This is a genomic window from Microbacterium sp., from assembly GCF_032084865.1.
Taxonomy (GTDB): Bacteria; Actinomycetota; Actinomycetes; order Actinomycetales; family Microbacteriaceae; genus Microbacterium.
In genome coordinates this window covers 1,454-21,317 of the sequence record NZ_DAMDLU010000016.1, presented here as the reverse complement: position 1 = coordinate 21,317, position 19,864 = coordinate 1,454, and the positions used below count along the sequence as shown (strand labels likewise).

The 19,864-nt window shown below is 68.1% G+C and carries 20 protein-coding genes and 2 tRNA genes; 5 read left to right on the top strand and 17 right to left on the bottom strand.

The genetic code is table 11. From position 1 onward, the window contains the following. Positions 1 to 20 precede the first annotated feature (20 nt). Complete coding sequence (locus RT309_RS03205) at positions 21 to 770, bottom strand: anti-sigma factor (RefSeq protein WP_313355266.1); 750 nt, start codon at positions 768 to 770, stop codon at positions 21 to 23. Next, positions 757 to 1,311, bottom strand: coding sequence for a sigma-70 family RNA polymerase sigma factor (locus RT309_RS03200; RefSeq protein WP_313355264.1), 555 nt, complete (start codon positions 1,309 to 1,311; stop codon positions 757 to 759). The genes RT309_RS03205 and RT309_RS03200 overlap by 14 nt, the downstream gene beginning before the upstream one ends. A gap of 161 nt (positions 1,312 to 1,472) precedes the next feature. On the opposite strand from RT309_RS03200, the gene RT309_RS03195 reads away from it, so the two are divergent. Beyond that, complete coding sequence (locus tag RT309_RS03195) at positions 1,473 to 2,069, top strand: fasciclin domain-containing protein (protein WP_313355262.1); 597 nt, start codon at positions 1,473 to 1,475, stop codon at positions 2,067 to 2,069. Positions 2,070 to 2,134: 65 nt separating this feature from the next. Here the strand turns inward: RT309_RS03195 and RT309_RS03190 are convergent, their stop codons facing one another. The 6 genes from RT309_RS03190 to RT309_RS03165 form a co-directional block, all read right to left on the bottom strand. Continuing rightward, positions 2,135 to 2,356: a multidrug transporter gene (locus RT309_RS03190; protein WP_313355260.1), complete on the bottom strand. Its 222-nt coding sequence runs from the start codon at positions 2,354 to 2,356 to the stop codon at positions 2,135 to 2,137. Between the two features lie 2 nt (positions 2,357 to 2,358). Next, positions 2,359 to 3,849: a sulfatase gene (locus RT309_RS03185; protein ID WP_313355259.1), complete on the bottom strand. Its 1,491-nt coding sequence runs from the start codon at positions 3,847 to 3,849 to the stop codon at positions 2,359 to 2,361. Further along, positions 3,846 to 5,072 carry a family 20 glycosylhydrolase gene (locus RT309_RS03180; protein ID WP_313355258.1) on the bottom strand — a complete coding sequence of 409 codons (1,227 nt, stop codon included), beginning with the start codon at positions 5,070 to 5,072 and terminating at the stop codon, positions 3,846 to 3,848. The genes RT309_RS03185 and RT309_RS03180 overlap by 4 nt, the downstream gene beginning before the upstream one ends. After that, on the bottom strand, positions 5,069 to 5,983 hold the full coding sequence (locus RT309_RS03175) for a carbohydrate ABC transporter permease (RefSeq protein WP_313355256.1): 915 nt from the start codon (positions 5,981 to 5,983) through the stop codon (positions 5,069 to 5,071). The genes RT309_RS03180 and RT309_RS03175 overlap by 4 nt, the downstream gene beginning before the upstream one ends. Continuing rightward, entirely contained in the window at positions 5,983 to 6,897 is a 915-nt protein-coding gene (locus RT309_RS03170; RefSeq protein ID WP_313355254.1) for a sugar ABC transporter permease, read from the bottom strand. Before RT309_RS03170 ends, RT309_RS03175 begins: the two co-directional genes overlap by 1 nt. Positions 6,898 to 6,995: 98 nt before the next feature. Further along, entirely contained in the window at positions 6,996 to 8,276 is a 1,281-nt protein-coding gene (locus RT309_RS03165; protein WP_313355253.1) for an extracellular solute-binding protein, read from the bottom strand. 209 nt (positions 8,277 to 8,485) lie between these two features. Here RT309_RS03165 and RT309_RS03160 point away from each other — a divergent pair, with 209 nt between their 5' ends. Further along, the gene (locus RT309_RS03160; RefSeq protein ID WP_313355251.1) at positions 8,486 to 9,640 is read left to right on the top strand and encodes an ROK family protein; all 1,155 of its coding nucleotides are present in this window, start codon (positions 8,486 to 8,488) and stop codon (positions 9,638 to 9,640) included. 57 nt (positions 9,641 to 9,697) lie between these two features. After that, a complete protein-coding gene (locus RT309_RS03155) occupies positions 9,698 to 10,006 on the top strand; it encodes a DUF222 domain-containing protein (RefSeq protein ID WP_313355249.1) in 309 nt (102 codons plus the stop codon). A gap of 118 nt (positions 10,007 to 10,124) precedes the next feature. Here the strand turns inward: RT309_RS03155 and RT309_RS03150 are convergent. The 6 genes from RT309_RS03150 to serS form a co-directional block, all read right to left on the bottom strand. Then, a tRNA-Ser gene (locus tag RT309_RS03150) sits at positions 10,125 to 10,213 on the bottom strand. Between the two features lie 76 nt (positions 10,214 to 10,289). Continuing rightward, the gene (locus RT309_RS03145) at positions 10,290 to 11,849 is read right to left on the bottom strand and encodes a sialidase family protein (protein ID WP_313355247.1); all 1,560 of its coding nucleotides are present in this window, start codon (positions 11,847 to 11,849) and stop codon (positions 10,290 to 10,292) included. Between the two features lie 55 nt (positions 11,850 to 11,904). Continuing rightward, a complete protein-coding gene (locus RT309_RS03140; protein ID WP_313355245.1) occupies positions 11,905 to 13,182 on the bottom strand; it encodes an LCP family protein in 1,278 nt (425 codons plus the stop codon). Positions 13,183 to 13,205: 23 nt separating this feature from the next. Continuing rightward, a tRNA-Ser gene (locus RT309_RS03135) sits at positions 13,206 to 13,290 on the bottom strand. A gap of 122 nt (positions 13,291 to 13,412) precedes the next feature. Beyond that, positions 13,413 to 14,207 carry an HAD hydrolase family protein gene (locus RT309_RS03130; RefSeq protein ID WP_313355243.1) on the bottom strand — a complete coding sequence of 265 codons (795 nt, stop codon included), beginning with the start codon at positions 14,205 to 14,207 and terminating at the stop codon, positions 13,413 to 13,415. After that, positions 14,204 to 15,520 carry a serine--tRNA ligase gene (serS, locus tag RT309_RS03125; RefSeq protein ID WP_313355241.1) on the bottom strand — a complete coding sequence of 439 codons (1,317 nt, stop codon included), beginning with the start codon at positions 15,518 to 15,520 and terminating at the stop codon, positions 14,204 to 14,206. The genes RT309_RS03130 and serS overlap by 4 nt, the downstream gene beginning before the upstream one ends. Before the next feature lie 75 nt (positions 15,521 to 15,595). Here serS and RT309_RS03120 point away from each other — a divergent pair, with 75 nt between their 5' ends. Next, positions 15,596 to 16,594 (top strand): diacylglycerol kinase family protein, encoded by a 999-nt coding sequence (locus RT309_RS03120; RefSeq protein WP_313355240.1) that lies wholly within the window; start codon positions 15,596 to 15,598, stop codon positions 16,592 to 16,594. Between the two features lie 13 nt (positions 16,595 to 16,607). Here RT309_RS03120 and RT309_RS03115 read toward each other — a convergent pair whose 3' ends face one another. The 3 genes from RT309_RS03115 to RT309_RS03105 are packed head-to-tail and all read right to left on the bottom strand — an operon-like array spanning position 16,608 to position 19,062. Next, the gene (locus RT309_RS03115; RefSeq protein ID WP_313355238.1) at positions 16,608 to 17,321 is read right to left on the bottom strand and encodes a hypothetical protein; all 714 of its coding nucleotides are present in this window, start codon (positions 17,319 to 17,321) and stop codon (positions 16,608 to 16,610) included. A gap of 59 nt (positions 17,322 to 17,380) precedes the next feature. Beyond that, entirely contained in the window at positions 17,381 to 18,844 is a 1,464-nt protein-coding gene (gene cls / locus RT309_RS03110) for a cardiolipin synthase (RefSeq protein WP_313355236.1), read from the bottom strand. 44 nt (positions 18,845 to 18,888) lie between these two features. Further along, positions 18,889 to 19,062 carry a hypothetical protein gene (locus RT309_RS03105; RefSeq protein WP_313355235.1) on the bottom strand — a complete coding sequence of 58 codons (174 nt, stop codon included), beginning with the start codon at positions 19,060 to 19,062 and terminating at the stop codon, positions 18,889 to 18,891. Positions 19,063 to 19,224: 162 nt separating this feature from the next. On the opposite strand from RT309_RS03105, the gene RT309_RS03100 reads away from it, so the two are divergent. Further along, on the top strand, positions 19,225 to 19,864 hold a 640-nt coding region (locus RT309_RS03100), incomplete at its 3' end, for a DUF4192 family protein (RefSeq protein ID WP_313355233.1).

The window sequence follows — 19,864 nt, the reverse complement described above, 5'->3', positions numbered from 1 at the left end:
GGCGACCCGCGAGCTGCGGATCAGGTGCCCCGCAGCTCGCCGCGCACGATCGAGTCGCCGGAGTGCGCCGGGTCGCCGTCCGCCGGTTCCGCAGAGATATCGACGAGGCGATACTCACCGAAGTCGATGTCGGCGGGAACGGCGAAGGTGCCCGAGCTGCCGTCGAGAACTCCGAGACTGATGAGAGCGCCGCCGTCGCCCCGGATGAGCCACACCTCGCGGTAGCCAGCCGCGGCCGGCGGGATCGTGGTCGTCACGACCAGACTGAGCGCTCCGTCTCGTGCACGCTCGAGATCAGCAGACCCGCTCGCCCCGGCATGGGTGGGAAATGCCGACAGTGTGGCATCCGCGAGCACGGTCGGCGCGCTCGTACGTGCCGCGCCCCACGCCGTCAGACCGATGCCGGCGATCAGCACGATCGCCGCGGCGAGCGCGAACACAGCGCGCCGCCGCGGGCGCCGCGGACGGTGTCCACCTCGGTCGGTCTCGGTGCGTCCCGCGGGTGCGGCGAGTTCGTCGGCGTCGGCGTCGTCGCCTTCGGCGGCGGATGCCACGCCGACCTCGGCGGCAATCGCGGCCCACACCCGCTGCGGCGGCGTCTCGAGTTCAGCGCCGTCGACGGCGGTGCGGGCGATCGTCACGGTGCGGGTGAGCTCGCGCAGCTCGGCTGCGCAGACGGCGCACTCGCGCAGATGCGCGCAATCGGCGACGGATGCCATGCTCTCGCCGAGCGCGAGAAGAGCGAGCTGCTCGTCGTCAAGGTGTGACATGCGGCGCCTCCAATCTCGCGCGCATCCGCTGCAGACTGCGGCGGATGTGACTCTTCACCGTGCCGATCGGCATGTCCAATCGCTGTGCGATCTGCACATGCGTCAGGTCCTCGAAGAACGCCAGACGCACGACCCGCTGCGCTTCGGGCTCGAGCCGGTCGATCTCACGCGCCAGCAGAAGCGAGTCAGCCAGATCCGGCGGCTCGCGCACGAGATCCTCGGGGGCCGTCGTGCGCAGGATCTCATTCTGCGTCGCCCGCAGCCGCGAACGCGCCTCGTGGGCGTCGGCGATCCGCCGCCGCGCGATGACGATCAGCCAGGTCGACAGCTTGGCCCGTGCCCGATCGTACGAGACACGTGAGCTCCAGGCCGAGACGAACGTACGCTGCGTGACGTCTTCGGCGTCGGCCCGATCGCCGAGCGAGCGCAGCGCCAGGGTGTACACGACGGGACTCCAGCGGCGATAGATCTCTTCCAGGGCGCGCTCATCGCCGTCGCGGAATCGCGATGCGAGATCCTTCTCGATGTCTTCATCACTCATCGACGGACGCTTCCTGCCTCCGTCGAGCCCCAGACGCCGACGGCACTCACACGCTAACCGCATTCACCGCAGAAAGGAACGCCGCTGCATCCGTATCCGGGCCTGCGGAGGAATACCTTCTCGCGGGCCGAGTGGCCCGGCGTTCATCGAAGGAGCCGAACATGAAGAAGATGACACGTCTCGCAGTCGCGGCGACTGCCGCGGCCGCCCTGGTGCTCACCGCCGCGCCGGCCCAGGCTCATGACCAGCCCCGCCCGCCGAGTGGCACGATCGTCGACGTCGCCGTCGCGGCATCCGGCGGGGGCACGCCCGATCAGGATCCGGGCGACTACGACATCCTCGTGCAGGCGGTGCTGGCGACCGGACTCGAGGGCGCGCTCGCCGACACCTCGCAGACCTACACCGTGTTCGCTCCCGACGATCGAGCGTTCCTCCGGCTGGTCACCGATCTCACCGGCACCGCACCGGCGAGCGAGACCGACGCGCTGAACACCATCACGATGGCGTTCTCCGCCAGCCAGATCAAGAACATCCTCCTGTACCACGTGGTGGCGGGGAAGAAGCTGGCCCCGCTGGCTGTGCTGAAGTCGCGCTCTCTGACCATGGCCAACGGAGGCATGGTGCAGCCCCGCGGCATCAGACTTCGTGACGAGAGCCCCCAGTTGCGCGATCCGCGCCTGGTGTGGTGGAAGACCGACATCCAGGCCGCGAACGGCGTGATCCACACCATCGATCGCGTCCTCGTTCCCGCAGGCTGATGCCCTGCGGATGACGTCCGCCCCGTGCGCGCCCCTCCCCAGTCGCGACGGGGCGGACCACCCCTTCAGTCCGAATGCTCCACGCCGTCGGCCTCATCCATTCCCGGGCCTGGGCCGGACCGCACGGCCGCGGTCTCGGCGATGTCGATGCGCACGTTCCCGTCGTGTTCTGACACGTCGATGCGCGGCGCCGCGTCGGCCTCAGTGGAATGCTCGGCACGCAGGAACTGATCGCGCAGCTTCTGCTCGTGCGACATGTCGTCTGGTTCGGGTGTGCTCTCAGGCATGGTCAGGATGATGGCCGCACGGCGCCGCGGCGGGAAGACCCTGGCCTCTCGTCGGCGTGAGTGGTAGAGACCAGCGCAGGCGCGGGCTGCGCGGGGTGCGGCTCGTCGCCGAGTGATGCCTGCAGCTTCCAGAGCTTCATCTTCAGCTGCTCGCGGGCTTCGCGGTACTTCGGATCGTGGTACACGTTGACCAGCTCATCGGGGTCGGTGTGCATGTCGTACAGCTCCCACTCCGGCACGTACGTGAACGGAGACGTGCCCGGCAGCCCTATGCCGTCGCTGTAGAAGTAGATGAGCTTGTAGCGCTCAGTGCGGATCCCGTAGTGGGCGAGGACGTGATGGTTCTCGTCGTCGTTCTCGTAGTACCGGTAGTAGAACCCGTCGCGCGTGGGCTTGTCGGGCTGCTCGGTGAGCTGCGGCAGGAAGCTCATCCCCTGCATGCGCTCATGCGGTTCGACGCCGGCAGCGTCGAGGAACGTCTGCGCGAAGTCGACGTTCGTCACGATCTGCCGCATCGGCTCGCCGGGGGCGATCCGATCCGGCCACGAGATCAGCAGCGGCATCCTGATCGATTCCTCGTACATGAACCGCTTGTCGAACCAGCCGTGATCCCCGAGGAAGAACCCCTGATCCGAGCTGTACGCCATGAGCGTGTTGTCGAACTCGCCACGGTCGCGCAGGAAGTCGATGACCCGGCCGACGTTGTCGTCGACGGATGCCACGCATCGCAGGTAGTCCTCCATATAGCGCTGGTACTTCCACAGCGCCAGCTCGTCCGGAGTGAGGTCTTCCGGCGGGGCGACCTTGAGGTCCTGCATGGTCAGATGCTCGGCGATGCGCATGGTCGCATGCTTGGCTGCCGCTGATCGGCCGGCGTAGTCGTCGTCGAACGTGGCGGGCACCGGGATGGGGTCGGTGTACATGTCGGCGTGCGCCTCGTCGGGCTCCCACGAGCGGTGCGGGGCCTTGTGGTGGATGAGCAGGCACCAGGGCTCGTCGCCGTCGAGCGATTCGATCCAGCGCAGCGACAGGTCCGTGATGATGTCGGTCGCGTAGCCCTTCTCGATGTGCACGCCGTCCCGGGTGAGGATCTGCGGGTCGAAGTACTCGCCCTGATCGCGCAGCACCGCCCAGTAGTCGAAGCCCTGCGGGTCGTGGCCCTCGCCCTCGCCCATGTGCCACTTGCCGACGATGCCCGTGCGGTAGCCCGCATCCCGCAGCAGCGAGACGAAGGTCGGCTGGCTCGCATCGATCGGCGTGACCAGCGTCGTCACGCCGTTGACGTGACTGTACGTGCCGGTGAGGATGCTCGCCCGGCTGGGCGTGCACAGCGAGTTCGTGCAGTAGCAGTGGTCGATCCGCCGCCCGGCCGCCGCGATCTCATCGATCCGGGGTGTCATGTTGACGATTGACCCGTACGCCCCGATCGCGTGACTTGCGTGGTCGTCGGTGAGGATCATGACGATGTTGGGGCGCTTCTGTGCGGTGGTCACGGCGTCCTCTCCCCCGCGAGAACCTCCAGGGCTCCCGCTGATCGGAGCGCAGCATATTCCTGCGCGATTCGAGCACCGGCATCCGCCGGGTCGAGGTCGGGGTTCCACAGCCGCTCGGCGACCGCCATCAGCCGGGGGAAGAGCATCGACATCAGGTCGTCGCCGTCGAGCACGAACTCCGACCACACGCCCGCCTGCACGCCGATGCAGCGTGAGTTCTGCGCCTCGTCCCACGGCGCGGTGAGGATGTCGGTGACCGAGATCCCGGGCACCATGCCCTTCTGCGGTGACTCGGCGTCAGGATCGATGCGGTTCAAGTACAGGGTGCGCGCGTCCGCGAACACGAAGCGCTGCCCGGCTGATGCGATGCGCTGCATGCCGCGTGATTCATCCCATGCCACGACGAGCGCGTCCTGGTCGTCCCAGATCTCGCACGCCTCGTCCCACACGGCGACCCGCTTGCCGTTCTCTCGCAGCACCCCGGCGGCGATGTCCATGAACCAGTTCTGCAGCTGCTCGACCCGCGAGACGCCCCGCAGTCGCATCCACTCCCCGATCCCCGGATCCGACGCCCACTGCTGGAAGGCGCACTCGTCTCCCCCGATGTGCACGTACGGGCCGGGGAAGAGCTGCACGATGCGCCGCATGATCGCCGCCACGAAGTCGCGTGCCTCGTCGGTCGGCCAGAGCAGGTCGTTGCGCGCCGGCCACCACATGTGCTCGCGCATCGAACCTTCGGGCAGCGGCAGATCTGCGGGCCGACCCAGATGGGGGTACACGCCGATGGCGGCCATCATGTGGCCTGGCAAGTCGACCTCGGGCACGATCACGACACCGTGTTCTTCGGCGTGGGCGACGACATCGGCGATGTCGTCGTCGGAGTAGAAGCCGTTCGTCCACTTCTCGTCCTGCTCGGCGACCGCGCGCTCACGGGTGTCGCCGAGCAGCGAGTCGTAGTCGTCGAATCGTCCACGCGGCAGGAAGGCCGCATCGGCCGTGAGCAGCGGGTACTCGGGCACCTCGAAGCGCCATCCCTGGTCGTCGGTGAGGTGCCAGTGCAGTCGGTTGAAGCCATACCGGGCGGCCAGTTCGATGACGCGCTTGATCACGGCGACCGGGTAGCAGGTGCGCGCCGAGTCGATCAGCAGTCCGCGCCACTCGGCGCGGGGCGAGCGCCCGGGGACGGGACCGACGCCGACCTCGGGGAGATTCTGCAGGCTCATCCCTTGACCGCCCCTGCGACCATGCCCTTGGAGATCTTGTTCTGCACGAGCACGAAGATGATGATCACCGGTACGGCGATCAGCGTCGCGCCGGCCATCACCCCACCCCAGTCGGTCGCCTTCAGGCCCTGCTGGAACGACTGCAGCCAGATCGGCAGAGTGACCGACGAGTCTTTCGAGAGCACGATCAGGGCGAGGGTGTACTCGTTCCAGGCGAAGAGGAAGCCGAACACCGAGGTGGAGATGATCCCGGGCACCAGCAGCGGCAGAGTCACCCGGCAGAAGGCGCCGACGCGGGAGCAGCCGTCGACCATCGCGGCCTCTTCGAGCTCGATCGGGACGCCGTCGACGAAGCCGCGCATCATCCAGGCGATGAACGGCACGATCGTGCCGATGTAGAGGATCGACAGGCCGAGGACGGAGTTCAGCAGCCCCCAGCCGTCGAGCATCCGGTACTGCGAGATGAACAGGGCCTCGGCGGGGATCATCTGCACGACGAGGATCGCGATGATCATGATGGTGCGACCGCGGAAGCGGAATCGCGACAAGGCGAAGGATGCCAGCAGCGCGCCGCCCGACGCGAACACGACCGTCAGGACTCCGGCGGTGAGCGACGCCCCCAACGCGGGCCAGAAGTTCTTGTTCGTGAACGCCGTGAAGAAGTTGTCCCAGGTGAACTGCTGCGGCAGCAGGTGCGGCGGCCACGACATCAGCTCGGACTCGGACTGGAAGGCGGAGTTGACCATCCAGTACACGGGGATGAGCCAGAGAAGGGCGAGCAGGACGCCCCCGATGTTGGCGAGGGGATGGGAGAAGAACTCTTTGCGCTTGGCCGCGCGGTGAGACCGCTTGGCCGCGGCCTGTGCGCTGGCGGCGGCGTCCTGCGTGGTGAGGAGCTGCTGGGTGGTCATCAGTCCATGCCTCCCTGGCGGTAGAGCATCTGCAGATAGCGGCCGGTGAGGATCAGGGTGAGCAGCAGGATGACCATGGCCAGCGCGGATGCTACGCCGTAGTCGCCCTTGGCGATGCCCGTCTCATAGACGTAGGTGCCGAGCAGGTTCGTCTCGCTGGCGATGCCGCCCGCCTGCTGCAGCACGTAGATCTGCGTGAATACCCGCAGGTCCCAGATGACCTGCAGCACGCCGATGAGCGAGATGACGGGGGCGATCATCGGCAGCATGATGCGCCGGATCTGCTGGAAGTTGGAGGCGCCGTCGATCTCGGCGGCCTCGAGCACGTCGCCGGGCACCTGCGCCAGCGCCGCGTAGATGGTGATCGCGACGAGCGGCAGGGATGCCCAGACGATGACGGCGGAGGCGATCAGGTAGAACGTCCAGAAGTTCTCGCCCAGCCAGTGGAAGTTCTTGAAGCCGTCGAGCCCGATCGAGGTGAGGAAGTAGTTCAGCAGTCCCGAGCGCGGGTCGACCAGCCACTGCCACACCGTCAGCGAGGCGAGAGCCGGCATGGCCCACACGACAATGAGGGTCGTGTTGAAGATGGCGCGGACGAGGGTGTTCAGTCGCAGCATGAGCACGGCGAAGGCGATGCCGAGCAGCATCGTCATGCCCGCGGTGACCGCGCAGAACAGCACCGACTTCAGGAACACGCTCCAGAAGTACGGATCGGTGAGGATGGTTTGGTAGTTGGACAGGCCGGCCCACTCGGCGGGTTTGCCGAACTGCTGTTCCAGCCCGAAGTGCTGGAAGGACATGATCAGCTGCCGGACGAGGGGGTATCCGAGAGCGACCAGGACCATGATGCTCGCGGGCGCGAGCAGCATCCAGGGCGCGAGCCCGCGGCGCTTGGTGCGCACCGTGCGGCTCATGGGCTGACTCCACCGCGAGCGTCGGTTCGACGCGCGAGTGGGCCGGTCTGTCGTCTGTGTCATCTTCTTGAGTGGATCTCAGTTCGCGGAGCGGTGCGTCACTTGTTCAATGCGGTGTCGAGCTGCTCGTCGAACGCCTTAGCGACGGCTGCGACGTCTTCACCCTTGGCGATGCGCGTGAAGAACTCGTTGAGCTGAGTGCTGCCGAAGGCGACGCCCCATTCGGGGCTGTTCGGGGTCAGCTTGGAGTTGGCGACGATCTCGGCGGCGATCTCACCGAAGGGGCCCGCAACCGCGTCGCCGTACGAGGTGTTGCCGGGCACCCAACCCTCCTCGGCGAGACGCGTCTGGAAGCCCTTGCTGAAGACGGTCTTCAGCGCCTTCTTGGCCAGCGCCGGGTTCTGCGAGTTGGTCGCCAGACCGATGTTCGAGCCGCCCGCGAAGGTGGCACCGGGCACGCCGGGCTCGTCGGACGGGATGGCGAACACGCCGACCTTGTCCTCGTCCCACAGCGCCTGGTCGATCTTGGTGCCGATGTTGCCGGTGCCGATGAGCACGCCGGTCTTGTTCTCGTTGAAGTAGCGCTCAAACGACTTCTGGCCCGCCTGCGAGTCCAGGCCGTAGGTGGTGCCGCTCAGGAACAGCTTCTGGAGGTTCTCGAGCGCCGCGAGCGAGGTCTTCGACGAGGCCTGGCCGACCCACTTGTCGCCGTCCTTCTTGGCGTATTCGAAGCCCTGCGCGAACAGGTACGACTCGACGCCGTGCGGGTCGACGGCGGCGAGGTACATGCCCGAGAAGTCCTCGACGGCGTCGGGGTTCTTCGCCTGCAGGTCGACGACCGCGTCGGTGAAGTCGTCGATGGTGTTCGGCACCTCGATGCCGGCCTTCTCGAACAGATCGGTGCGGTAGTAGACACCGCGGGCGCCGGCGTAGAACGGGTAGGCGTAGATCTTGCCGTCGACGGTGGAGGCGTCGACGAACGAGCCGATCAGGTCGTCGCCGCCGAGAGCCTTCTTCATGTCGGTGACATCGGCGAAGGCGCCCACCGTGGTGAAGGTGGTGGTCTGCGTGTTGCCGATCTCGACGAGGTCAGGGCTCTCGTTCTTCGACGCCAGCGAGGTCTGCAGCTTCGAGACGATGCCGTCCCACTGCTGAACCTCGATCTTCAGCTCACTGCCCGGGTTCTCTTTGGCGAACTCGTCGGCGAGGTACTGCTGCGACTCGTCGGAGAGCGAACCCTCCATGACCCACATGCGCACGGTGCCGGCCTCGGCCTCGTCAGTGGTTGCGGCGGAGTCCCCGGCGTCGGAGCTGCACGCGGCGAGGGCGAAGACGGCGGATGCTGCCGCGGCACCTGCCAGGATTCTGCGAAACTTCATGATCCCTCCGATGGAATCGTGCTCCGATCAGCTCACTGCCGTGTGGAGCGCTGTGTAGGGTCTCGGCGTTGAGATTGTGAGCCGTTCTAAAGAGTGCATGCTGAATTCGAAAGTGTCAAGATTCTGAACAGTATTAGACTGTCATCGAGCGTGAACGCTGTGACAGACGACACCGGTGCGCTCAGCCCAGGCCAAAGGAGTGACCTCGCGTGACCGCATTGACCCCCAATGCGCAGCGACTGCTGCGCACGCTCGTCGCCGACGGGCCGGCCTACCGCGCCGATCTCGCCCGGACGCTGGGCGTCTCCCGCGCGACGGTGACCAACCTCGCCAATCGGCTGAGCTCCGACGGACTCATCGAGGAGACCGATCCGGAACCGGGTGCACTCAAGAACCTGATCGGCACCACGCCGAAGCTGGGCGTGCTCGCATCGGTGATGTTCCTCGTCGACACTTGCACAGCCAGCATCGCAACTCTGGACGGCACTGTGTTAAAGAGTTTGACACTTGGTCAGTTGATCGACGTTACAGCCGACGCCCGGCTCACCGCCGGCGCCGACCTCCTCGGTCGTCTGCTTGCGGAGTTCGGGCTCGAGCCGGCCGACCTGCGGGCACTGCACCTCGCCGTCGACACGCAGATGGATGCCCGATCCGGCGAGGTCTACGCTCAGCGCGCCTCAAGCCGCTGGTACGGCGTGAACCCCAAGCAGTACTTCACCGAGCGCTTCGCCGTGCCCGTGCACACCGAGAACACCGCCCGACTCGAGGGGCTCGCCGAGTACCTGTGGGGCGCGGGGCGCGGCCACGACAACGTGCTGTACGTCGAGGTCAGCCACGGCGTCACCTCGGGGCACATGATCAAGGGTCAGATCCAGACCGGAGCGCGGGGTGGATCGGGTGAGCTCGGCCACACCATCTACGACTGGAACGGCCCGCTCTGCACCTGTGGCAACTCCGGATGCCTGATGCAGTACGCATCCGTCCCGGCGATGCTGCGCGACGCCGGCACGGGCACCGGCCGGACTCCCGACTGGGACGAGTTCGTCGCTCTCGCACGCGAAGGCGACCCTGCGGTGGCGGCGATCACCCGCCGGGCCGCGACGGTGCTGGGCCGGGTGCTGATCAACGCCTGCCACATGGTCGACCCCGAGATCGTGGTGCTCAGCGGCGAGATCCCGCGCGCGCTTCCAGGCTTCGCCGACATGGTCGCCGAGCAGCTTCGCGACCATGCGCTGCCCCTCGTCGCGCGGAACATCGCCGTGCGCCTGGCTGAACTCGGCTACGAGCACGCTGCCAGCGCGCGCGCCGGAATCGAGTCGTTGCGGGCGATCGAAGACGTGGTGGCGGAGGCGATACACGTCTGAGCGTTGCGCGTCGCGCGAGCATGCAGGAATGTCGGTGGCGCGACGTAGCGTCGCGTCATGACGAACACTGATGTCCTCGTAGAAGGCGAACCAGCCGGGTTGCTCCTCGAAGCACTGAGGGCCCTCATGGAGAGTTCCGAAGAAGTCGACGGCATGATCAGGGTCGAAGGAGTGTTGGCGGGCGACAGCGGCGCCGCGCTCGTGCACGCGCTCGGGAGGGTCACGGCGGAGCTGCACGCCGACGACATGCGCAGTTTCCTCCCCGGCGCAGCGCCCAACAGACGCACAGAAGAGCAGCGGGCCGCCGACGCCCTCTCCGTCCTCGTCAACCGCCTCGGCGACGCCATGAGCGGAGGCAGCAGCTGACGACCAGCGATTCTTCACCGGAGACAGAGGGGATTTGATCCCCCGCTGCGGAAAAGTGCCACCCGTCGCCGGTGAACAAAACGAGCCCTGGACTTCGTCCGGGGCTCGTTTTGTTTTGCGGAGACGGAGGGATTTGAACCCTCGGTCCCCTTGCGAGGACTCCACCTTAGCAGGGTGGTGCACTAGGCCTGACTATGCGACGTCTCCAGGCATCCGGCTTGCACCGGATGCGCCTTGCAATCATAACGGTTCTGCGAGGCTCCCACGAATCGAGCCGACGCGTTCAGCCGATCGGCTGACCCGTCGCGCAGTCGAAGCGCAGCTCACACGCGAGCCCGAGTACGGGCACAGCGAACTGCGCCGTGACGACCCCCGCGGCGATGTCGGCGTCCGTCACGGTGAGCGCGGGGTAGGGCGCCGAGAACAGCGTCCGGCCGCCGGCGGGGATGTCCTGCGGCGGGGTGCTCCCGCCCGGATGCTCGAGCACGACGTTGCGTGCACCCGCACCCTCGGGCACGCGCACGCGCACGTGGAAGGCGAGGATGTCCCCTGCGCGCAGCCCCGGTCGCGGAGGCCCGTAGTTGCGCAGCTGCGCCTCGCGGGTGCCGAGGATCATGCCCCCGGCCGCCCCGTAGGCCTGGCCGACCTCCTTCCACGCACTCGCGGCGACGTCTCCGGCGTCGAGGGGATAGACGTGATGTTCGCCGACGTGCACCCACTCGTCGGGCAGTCCGGGCGTGATCGAACGCAGGATGACCTCGAGGGCGGGCACGGGCGGTGCACCGACCCGGGCGGCTTCGGGGTCGATCGGGCCGGCGTCCTGGATCTGCGGCAGGCTCACGGTGGTGAAGACGATCTCAGAGTATCCCTCACGCTCGTACAGCACGCCGATGCGGCCGTGAGGCAGGGCGGTCGCGCACGAGTACCCCGAGCTGCCCTCGCAGATCACGTGCTGGTGCGGCCAGGTCACCCCACCGTCGAACGACAGGCTCACCGCCGTGTTGCGACGCATCTCGGGATCGAGGTTCGAGGTGACGAGCAGTGCTCCGGGCGCTGAGGACGCATCCGCCAGGGCGAGCAGTGACCCGTTGTCGCTGGGGTCGGGCAGACCGGCGACCTGCTCCACGGCGCTCCACGTCGCACCGCCGTCGGTCGAGCGCGACGCCAGCCGGTGCGGCGTGCCACGCGAGTGCAGCAGCAGCGACCCGTCAGGCAGCGCCGCGATCGACGACTCGTTCGTGCCACCGCGCACCGCGGCTCCCAGCATCCAGGTCTCGCCGTGATCGTCGCTGTACGCGGCCGCCGCCGTGATCTCGCCGCTGTCCAGCAGCACCATGGGCTGCACGAGCCGCCCGGCGTACTCCCCCTCGTCGATGCGCACGCCTGTGCCGGATGCGGCGAAGATGCCCGTGATGCCCGGCCGCTTGAGCTGCGCGGTGAGGCGCCGGTGCTCCCAGGTGAGTCCGTCATCGTCTGACACCGAGACGTCGACGTGCTGCACCTCATCGACGGGCTCGGTGCCCTCGACAGCTTCGAAGAAGCCGGCCCGTGTGCCGGCCGCGTGGAACATGAACACCCGCTCGGTCGCGGTGTCCACCAGCAGCGACGGGTCGCCGAAGCCCTGCAGCCCGGTGCCGGTGCGCACCACCGTCTGCGGACCCCACGTCGCACCGTCGTCCACGCTGCGCCGCAGCAGCAGGTCGATCGGGCTGGGCAGATCGTCGAGGTTCGGGCGGCCGTCGTAGGCGGCGAGCAGGGTTCCGCGGGCGGTCACGGCGAGCGCGGGAATGCGGTACTGCGCGTAGCCGCCCTCGCCGCGGCGAGCGATGGGGAGGGTGGTCACCCGACGATCTTACCGACCGCATCGCCACCGACCCGCTCAGCGTGCGGCCCCGCGATCAGCGGCGCACGTTGCCGTTGGAGCAGGTCTGCACCGCGGCCGAGTTGCCCTTGATCGAGCTCGGCAGCTGCGCGACGTCGTCGGTCACCGGGGTCTCGGTCGCAGCCGGATCCGGAGCCTCGGTCGCGGGCGCCTCAGGGGCCGCCGGAGTCTCCGGCTGCTGCACGACCACGCCGTCGTCCTTCGTGTTCTCGTGCGTGATCTGCAGCTGCTTGTTGGCGGCGATGGCATCCCACAGCGCGGTGGCCGCCTGCTTGTCCGGGACGACCTTGTTGGGGTCGTTGGGGTCGGTGGCGGTCGGGTACTGCACGAAGACGATGTCCTCGAACGGCACGCTCTTCACGGCCAGCGCGATCTGCACGATCTTCATCGGGTCGGCCAGCGAGGTCGACGCCTCGAGGTTGTTGAGCCCGGTGTCGGCGAGGCGCAGCATCGTGGGCACGTTGCCGAGCACCTCGCCGCTGATCATCTTGCGGGCGAGACTCGACATGTACTGCTGCTGATTGCCGATGCGGCCCAGGTCCGACCCGTCGCCGACGCCGTGGCGGGTGCGCAGGAACTGCAGCGCCTGCATGCCCTGGATGGTGTGCGTGCCGGCCGGCATGTCGAGACCGGTGTACTTGTCCTTGATGGGGTTCGCGAGGCACACGTCGACGCCGCCGATGGCATCCGTGATCTCGATCACTCCGCCGAAGGTGACCTTCGCGGCGAACTCGATGTCTTCGCCGGTGAGCTTCGAGATCGTCTGGGCGACGCAGTTCAGCCCGCCGCCCTCACCGCCGTGCTCGTATGCGACGTTGAGCGGCTGCTTGCTCATGGCCGACTTCGTGTTGCCGTCTGCGTCCGTGCACTCGGGGATGGGCAGCATCAGGTCTCGCGGAAAGCTCACGGCGGTGACCCGACGCGGCTCGGCCGAGACGTGCACCAGCAGGTTCACGTCGTTGAGTGTTCCGCCGGAGTCCTTTCCAGTGCAGCGCGCGCCGAACAGATGCGCGTACTTCTCTTCGCACGTGTCGACGCCGGCGAGGAGGATGTCGAAACCGCCCGGATACGCGCCGATGTCCGGCGGCAGCTCCTTGGTGTCCTCGAGCTCGACCGCGTTGGCGCTCACCGTGGTCGTGAAGCTGCTGAGCACATATCCGGCGACGCCCACACCGCTCACGAGCACGACGGCGAGCACGACGCCGACGATCTTGAGCAGCTGCCCCACTGCACTCGGCGACCGCAGCTGACCATGGCGCGCCACGGGCTGGCGCCGTTTGACGGACGTGCTCACTCGGGTGGCCTTTCGACAGGAAGCGGAGGGTGTGGGATTCGAACCCACGGGACATTGCTGCCCACTGGTTTTCAAGACCAGGTCCATCGGCCGCTCGGACAACCCTCCCGACGCCGGTTCGCACCGGACGGTCAGTCGTCGAGTCTATCGGTTTCAGGAAAGCCCATCAGGACGACTCATTGTCGCGCGGCCGCCTGGGGATTTTCTGGGCGGGGCGGTCGAAAAAGCAGTCAGAGCAGGGTGCGGAGGGCGGATGCCAGACCGCCGTCCTCGACGGCGTGGGTGAGCTCGCCGGCAGCATTCTGCACTTCCGCCACCGCCTGCCCCATGGCCACCGCCCGCCCGCCGCCGGCGAGCGCCCAGGCGAACATGCCGAGATCGTTGCGGCCGTCACCGGCCACGAGCACGTTCTCGGGCGTCACCCCGAGCTGCGCACGCACGCGCTCCAGCGCGGTTCCCTTGTCGACGCCCTTCGGGGCGATATCGAGCCAGGCCGTCCAGCCGACGGCGTACGAGACCTCGTTCAGCCCGGCCTCGGCGACGATGCGCTGGAAGTCGGCCTCGTCGTGCTCGGGTGAGACGACCACGATGCGCGAGACGGGCTGCTGCATGAGCTCGTCGAAGTCCACCCGACGACCGGCGTCGAGCGTCCAGTCGTCGAGCACCTCGGTGTAGAGCCGCGCACCGGATCCGAGCTCGACCATGTACCGCGCCTCGGGCAGGGTCTCCCGCAGCAGCGTCAGCACGGGAGCGGGGTCGAAGACCTCGACGCGCCAACGCTCCCATCCCTCACCCGCACGACGCATCACGACGGCACCGTTCGAGCACACGACGTATTCGGCGGTCAGGCCGAGCTCGTCGACGTATCGCTTCGTGCCGCCCCAGCTGCGCCCGGTCGCGATCATGACCTCGTAACCGGCATCGCGCACCTCGGCGACAGCCTCGGCGACGCCGGGGCTGAGCGTCTCGTCCTGCAGCAGGATGGTGCCGTCGACGTCGAGCCCGACGAGGCCCCGCGAACTCACTCGGTGCCCTGCGCGGCGCTCGGCTGCTCCGACCAGCCGATCGGCCGCAGCACGTCGATGCCGCCGAGATACGGCCGCAGCACCTCCGGCACGGTGACCGAGCCGTCGGCCTGCTGGTGCGTCTCGAGGATCGCGACGATCCAGCGCGTCGTGGCCAGGGTGCCGTTCAGCGTGGCCACGGTGCGCGTCTTCGCCGGTGCCACATCGTCTGACTCCGGGCGGTACCGGATGTCGAGGCGGCGCGCCTGATACGTCGTGCAGTTCGAGGTCGAGGTGAGCTCGCGGAACGCGCCCTGGGTGGGCACCCATGCCTCGATGTCGAATTTGCGTGCCGCGCTCGAGCCGAGGTCGCCCGCCGCCACGTCGATCACGCGGTATGCGAGGCCCAGAGCGGTGAGCATCTCCTCCTGCAGTGCGACGAGGCGATCGTGCTCGGCCTCGGCGTCTTCGGGAGTCGTGTAGACGAACATCTCGAGTTTGTTGAACTGGTGCACGCGGATGATGCCGCGGGTGTCCTTGCCGTACGAGCCGGCTTCGCTGCGATAGCAGGTCGACCAGCCGGCGTACCGGTGCGCTCCCTGGCCGAGGTCGAGGATCTCGTCCTTGTGGTATCCGGCGAGCGGAACCTCACTGGTGCCGACGAGGAACAGGTCTTCCTTGTCGAGGTGGTAGACCTCGTCGGCGTGCTCGCCGAGGAACCCGGTGCCCCGCATGATCTCGGGCCGCACGAGGGTCGGCACGATCATCGGCGTGAAGCCGTTGGCGAGCGCCTTGTCGAGCGCGAGGTTCATCAGCGCGATCTCGAGACGGGCGCCGATGCCCTTCAGGAAGTAGAAACGCGAGCCCGACACCTTCACGCCCCGTTCCATGTCGATGGCGCCGAGCATCTCGCCGAGTTCGAGGTGGTCGCGCGGCTCGAAGTCGTACGAGGGCACGTGGCCGACGCGGCGCAGCTCGACGAAGTCCTCCTCGCCGCCGGCGGGCACGCCGTCGATGATGACGTTCTCGATGCGCTCGAGCGCTGCGGTCGCGGCATCCGCTGCCTCGTTCGCCGCCTGCTGGGCTGCCTTGACGCGGTCGGCGAGCTGCTTCGCCTGGGCGACCAGCGCCGCCTTCTCGTCCTTGGGCGCCTTGGCGACCGTCTTGCCGAAGGCGTTCTGCTCGGCGCGCAGCGTCTCGAAGGCGTTCAGCGCGTCGCGACGCGATCGGTCGGCCTCGATCGCCGCATCGACGGTGTCGGGCGCGTTTCCGCGCGCGATCTGTGAGCGTCGCACGAGCTCGGGCTCGTCGCGGAGGAGGGCGAGATCGATCATGGGCCAAGTCTATCGAGCGCGTTCGCCGTGCTCGGGCGGTGAGGACCCAGCGCGCGCAGGTCGTAGAGTGGCGGCATGTCGGCATCCGGGAGCGAGCACGCGCACGCGGCTCTCGTGCTCAACCCGGTGAAGGTGGACGTCGAGCGGCTGCGCTCCGGACTCGTCTCTCTCTCCCGCGCGTACGGGTGGGCTCCCCCGCGCTTCTACGAGACGAGCATCGAGGATCCCGGCCAGGGCATCACTCGCACCGCGATCGAGGCGGGCGCAGCGGCCGTCATCGCCGCGGGCGGTGACGGCACGATCCGGGCCGTCGCCGAGAGCATGGCCGGCACGGGCATCCCGTTCGCCGTCCTTCCCGGCGGCACCGGCAACCTCTTCGCCCGCAATCTGGGCCTGCCGCTGCTCGACATCGAGAAGGTGATGCAGGCCGTCTTCACCGGGTTCACCTACCCGGTCGATATGGGATGGGCGAGGCTGAACCGGCCCGACGGCACCATCACCGAGCACGGCTTCGTCGTGCTCGCGGGGATGGGGCTCGATGCCGACATGATCGCCAACACGCGAGCCGACCTGAAGCGCTCGGTGGGCTGGGTCGCCTATCTCGACGGCGCAGCCCGCTCCCTGCCGGGCGCGAAGCCGTTCCGCGTGGTCTATCAGATCGACGACGGACGGCTGCACTCGGCCAAGGTGCACAGCATGCTGTTCGCCAACTGCGGCGCGCTGCCGGCGGGCATCGCGCTGCTTCCGGATGCCTCACTCGATGACGGGGCGATGGACATCGCTCTCATCCAGGCCACGGGCCCCCTGGGATGGCTGGGCATCTGGCGCAAGGTGTGGTGGGACAACTCCGTGCTGCGCCGCACGCGTGCCGGACGGCGGGTGCTCGAGCGGCGCGGCCGGGACGCGTCGATCCGCTACCTGCGCGGAGCCGAGGCCGAGGCCGCCATGATCGGGCCGACCTCGATCGAGCTCGACGGAGACGAGCTGGGCGTCGCGGTGCGGATGGTGTGCCGCGTGCAGCGCGGCGGTCTCACGATCGTGCTGCCCGACGGACACGACACGTCCGGTTTCTGAGGACCGGCGACGATCAGCCCTCGACGGCGACCTTTCCGTCGAGACCTCCGCCGACCAGGGTCAGCTCGTAGGGACCGTCGTCGTGAGCCTCCGGGATCGAGAGGGGGGTCAGGCGCGGGGCGAGGTCCATCGTGCAGGGGCGATCGATGTCCTGAAGAGTGACGGTCGCACCGGCATCGGTCGACTGAACGTCGTTCACGACCGGCGGGCATGAGCTCGACCCCCAGGTCAGCAGCACGATGCCGCCGTCGTCGAACCAGCTCGCCGACGGCTGGTACTCGGTCTGCCCCTGCGGAGCCTCGGCGAGCGCGTTCAGGTCGGCCGTGTCGGTGCGCTGTCCGTGCACGATCTCGACCTCGACGTCCGAGGTGACGTCGACCCCCTCGGGCACCGGAACCATCAGCGCACGCGGCGCCAGGTCGTCGGTGCACGCCTTCTCGCCGCTCGCGGCAAGGGTCACCCGGATGCCGTGCTCGGCCTTCGCGACATCACCCAACGTCGGGGCGCACGACGACGAGCCCCAGGTCAGCACGGCGATCGCGCGGCCGCCGTCGAGCCACGCCACCTCGACCTCGCTGACCCCGTCGGCGATGGGCGGGGTCGAGCCCTCGCTCGGCGTGCGGGAACTCGTCGGCGCGTCCGAGCCGGGGGTTCCTGCGCACGCCGTGGCGAGCAGGGCGACGGCGGCGAGCGCCGCGACGGCGGAAGATGCGCGGAGGAGTCTCATGTCTTGATGGTGTCACGGTGGGGACGAACGTCCCAAAGCGAGGTCAGGCCGACGCGCGCCTACTGCAGCGCGGAGGTGAGCCGTGCGAGGTTGTCGAGCACCGTCGAGCGCAGCGGCTGCTGCATCCACTCCTCCAGCGTCAGCTCGCGACTGAGCGAGCGGTAGTCGTCTTCGACGACCCGCATCTCGTCGACGAACTCCTCACCGCGAACGAGCATCGACACCTCCATGTTCAGACCGAATGAGCGCATGTCCATGTTGCTCGAGCCGATCACCGCGACCTGATCGTCGATCGTGAGGCTCTTGGTGTGCAGGATGTACGGCTTCGGGTACATCCAGATGCGGATGCCGGCGCGCAGGAGCGCCTCGTAGTAGCTGCGCTGCGCGTGGTAAACCATCGCCTGATCGCCTTGCTCGGAGACGAACAGCTCGACCTGCACGCCGCGGTCCACTGCCGACGTGACGGCCGCGAGAAGCGCCTCATCGGGCACGAAGTAGGGGCTGACGATCATGATTCGATCCTGCGCGGCGTACAGCAGACCGAGGAACAGGCGCAGATTGTTCTCGACCTCGAAGCCCGGCCCGGACGGCACGATCTGGCAGTCCAGATCGCCGCGGCTGGTCTCGACGCGCGTGATGTCGATGCCCTCGGGCACGGTGTCGGTCTCGGCGTAGTAGTCACTGAGGAACACGGCGTTGAGGCTCGCGACGACCGGCCCCTCGACCCGCACCATGAGGTCGACCCAGTGCAGCCCCAGACGGATGTTCTTGGGCAGGTTGTACGAGGAGTCGGTGATGTTCTGCGAACCGAGGAAGCCGACCGTGCCGTCGATGACGACGAGCTTGCGGTGGTTGCGCAGGTCGGGTCGCTGGATGCGGCCGCGCAGCGGCTGCACGGGCAGCATGAGGTGCCAGTCGGCCCCCATCTTCTCGAGGCGCCGGATGGTCTCGCGGTACTTCGGCTTCCAGCGGTTGGCCCAGTAGTCGAGCAGCACGCGCACTGGAATGCCGCGGGCCGCCGCCTCTTCCATGGCCCGGAAGAAGTTGTCGGTCGAGGAGTCCGCCTGCAGGATGTAGAACTCCACATGCACGTAGTCCGCGGCGCCGCGGATGGCCTCGGCCATGTCGTCGAGCGAGGTCTGGTAGTCGCTGATCAGATGCGCGGAGTTGTCGCCGGAGAGCGGCAGAGCACCCATCGCCTGGCTCATCCTGACCAGCGGCGGAAACCACTCCGGCGGGTCCGGGCGCAGCGAGCCGAGACGCAGATTGCTGGCGGTGTCGGTGATGTACTCGTTGATCCGCTCCTGCTGGCGCCGGCGCACCCGGGGCAGCTTCGGGTTTCCGATCAGGAGGAAGAGGAGGATGCCGAGGACGGGGATGAAGAAGATCGCCAGCAGCCACGCCATCGCGGCGGTGGGGCGGCGATTGCGGGGCACGACGATGACCGCGAAGACACGGACGCTGAGGTCGATGATGACGTAGCCGAGCACCGCCCACCAGGGCCAGCTGTTCACGTCGAGCACAGACCCTCCCCTGCCGATAGCCTCGGCTCAGCGTAGCCCGTGCTTCAGACGCGCGGCGGCAGGCCGCGAGCTGCGCGCTCTTCGGCCTCGATCTGGGCGTGCACCTTGCGCTCTGTGCGATCGAAACGCAGGATGCCGCGGAGCACGATCACGAAGACCACGCTCACGGCGATGGTCGGCAGAAGTGACCACGCCACAGCAACCCAGAAACTCTCCACACTGCCATCGTACTGCCCGCGTCTGTGATCCGGCCGCCGGGGGCGCATGCGCTGGCATCCTTCCTCCACACCGTGGCTTCTGCCGGCACCTGTGCACCGCAGCCGGGGAGGGCGCACCAGCCGCGAATCGTGTCGTGGACGGCGTCGAGCACACTCCCCTTCATGACCACGATCATCCACGCCACAGATCCCGCCGAGTTCCTCGGCCTCGTTCCGGCGCTCGCCGGCTTCACCCCGCGCAACAGCATCGTCATGCTGCCCTTCCGCGGCACACGCACACAGGGCGCGATGCGCATCGACCTGCCGAGGGACGACGTCGATCCCGACGACTTCGCCGACGTCGCACTGCGCGCCCCGCTTCAGGTGCCCGACACCGACGCGGTCGCCGTCGTCGCCTACACGGACGACGACGCGGCGCAGGTGCCCGACGGACTGCTGCTGCCGCACCTCTCCGTCGCCGAGGCCGTCGTCGACGTGTGCGCCCACGCCGGGCTGCGGGTGGTCGAGGCGCTGTGCGTCACCCCGCACGGCTGGGGCGACTACCTCGACGACGTCCCGCAGATCCGCCCGCTCGATGACATCCCCGCAGCTCCCGCGGTGCCGGGCGTCGGCGACGTCAGCGGCGATCAGCTCGCCGGCGCCGAGCTGCCGCGCAGCGATCTCGTCGAGCGCGAGAGCGTGGGCCGCGCCCTGCGCGACCTCGGCGACGCGATCGAGCACAGGACCCACGGCACGGCCGCCGGCACCGGGAATCCCATCGCGATCGTGGCCGCCGAAGTGCTGCTCGACGACCTGCCGCACT

Coding starts and splice junctions, on each gene's coding strand:
- RT309_RS03120 (WP_313355240.1), top strand. CDS start 15,596: ATGTCGGCATCCGGGAGCGAGCACGCGCACGCGGCTCTCGTGCTCAAC.
- RT309_RS03180 (WP_313355258.1), bottom strand. CDS start 5,072: ATGAGCCTGCAGAATCTCCCCGAGGTCGGCGTCGGTCCCGTCCCCGGG.
- RT309_RS03190 (WP_313355260.1), bottom strand. CDS start 2,356: ATGCCTGAGAGCACACCCGAACCAGACGACATGTCGCACGAGCAGAAG.
- RT309_RS03165 (WP_313355253.1), bottom strand. CDS start 8,276: ATGAAGTTTCGCAGAATCCTGGCAGGTGCCGCGGCAGCATCCGCCGTC.
- RT309_RS03200 (WP_313355264.1), bottom strand. CDS start 1,311: ATGAGTGATGAAGACATCGAGAAGGATCTCGCATCGCGATTCCGCGAC.
- RT309_RS03175 (WP_313355256.1), bottom strand. CDS start 5,983: ATGACCACCCAGCAGCTCCTCACCACGCAGGACGCCGCCGCCAGCGCA.
- RT309_RS03115 (WP_313355238.1), bottom strand. CDS start 17,321: ATGAGACTCCTCCGCGCATCTTCCGCCGTCGCGGCGCTCGCCGCCGTC.
- RT309_RS03170 (WP_313355254.1), bottom strand. CDS start 6,897: ATGAGCCGCACGGTGCGCACCAAGCGCCGCGGGCTCGCGCCCTGGATG.
- RT309_RS03205 (WP_313355266.1), bottom strand. CDS start 770: ATGTCACACCTTGACGACGAGCAGCTCGCTCTTCTCGCGCTCGGCGAG.
- serS (WP_313355241.1), bottom strand. CDS start 15,520: ATGATCGATCTCGCCCTCCTCCGCGACGAGCCCGAGCTCGTGCGACGC.
- RT309_RS03155 (WP_313355249.1), top strand. CDS start 9,698: ATGACGAACACTGATGTCCTCGTAGAAGGCGAACCAGCCGGGTTGCTC.
- RT309_RS03195 (WP_313355262.1), top strand. CDS start 1,473: ATGAAGAAGATGACACGTCTCGCAGTCGCGGCGACTGCCGCGGCCGCC.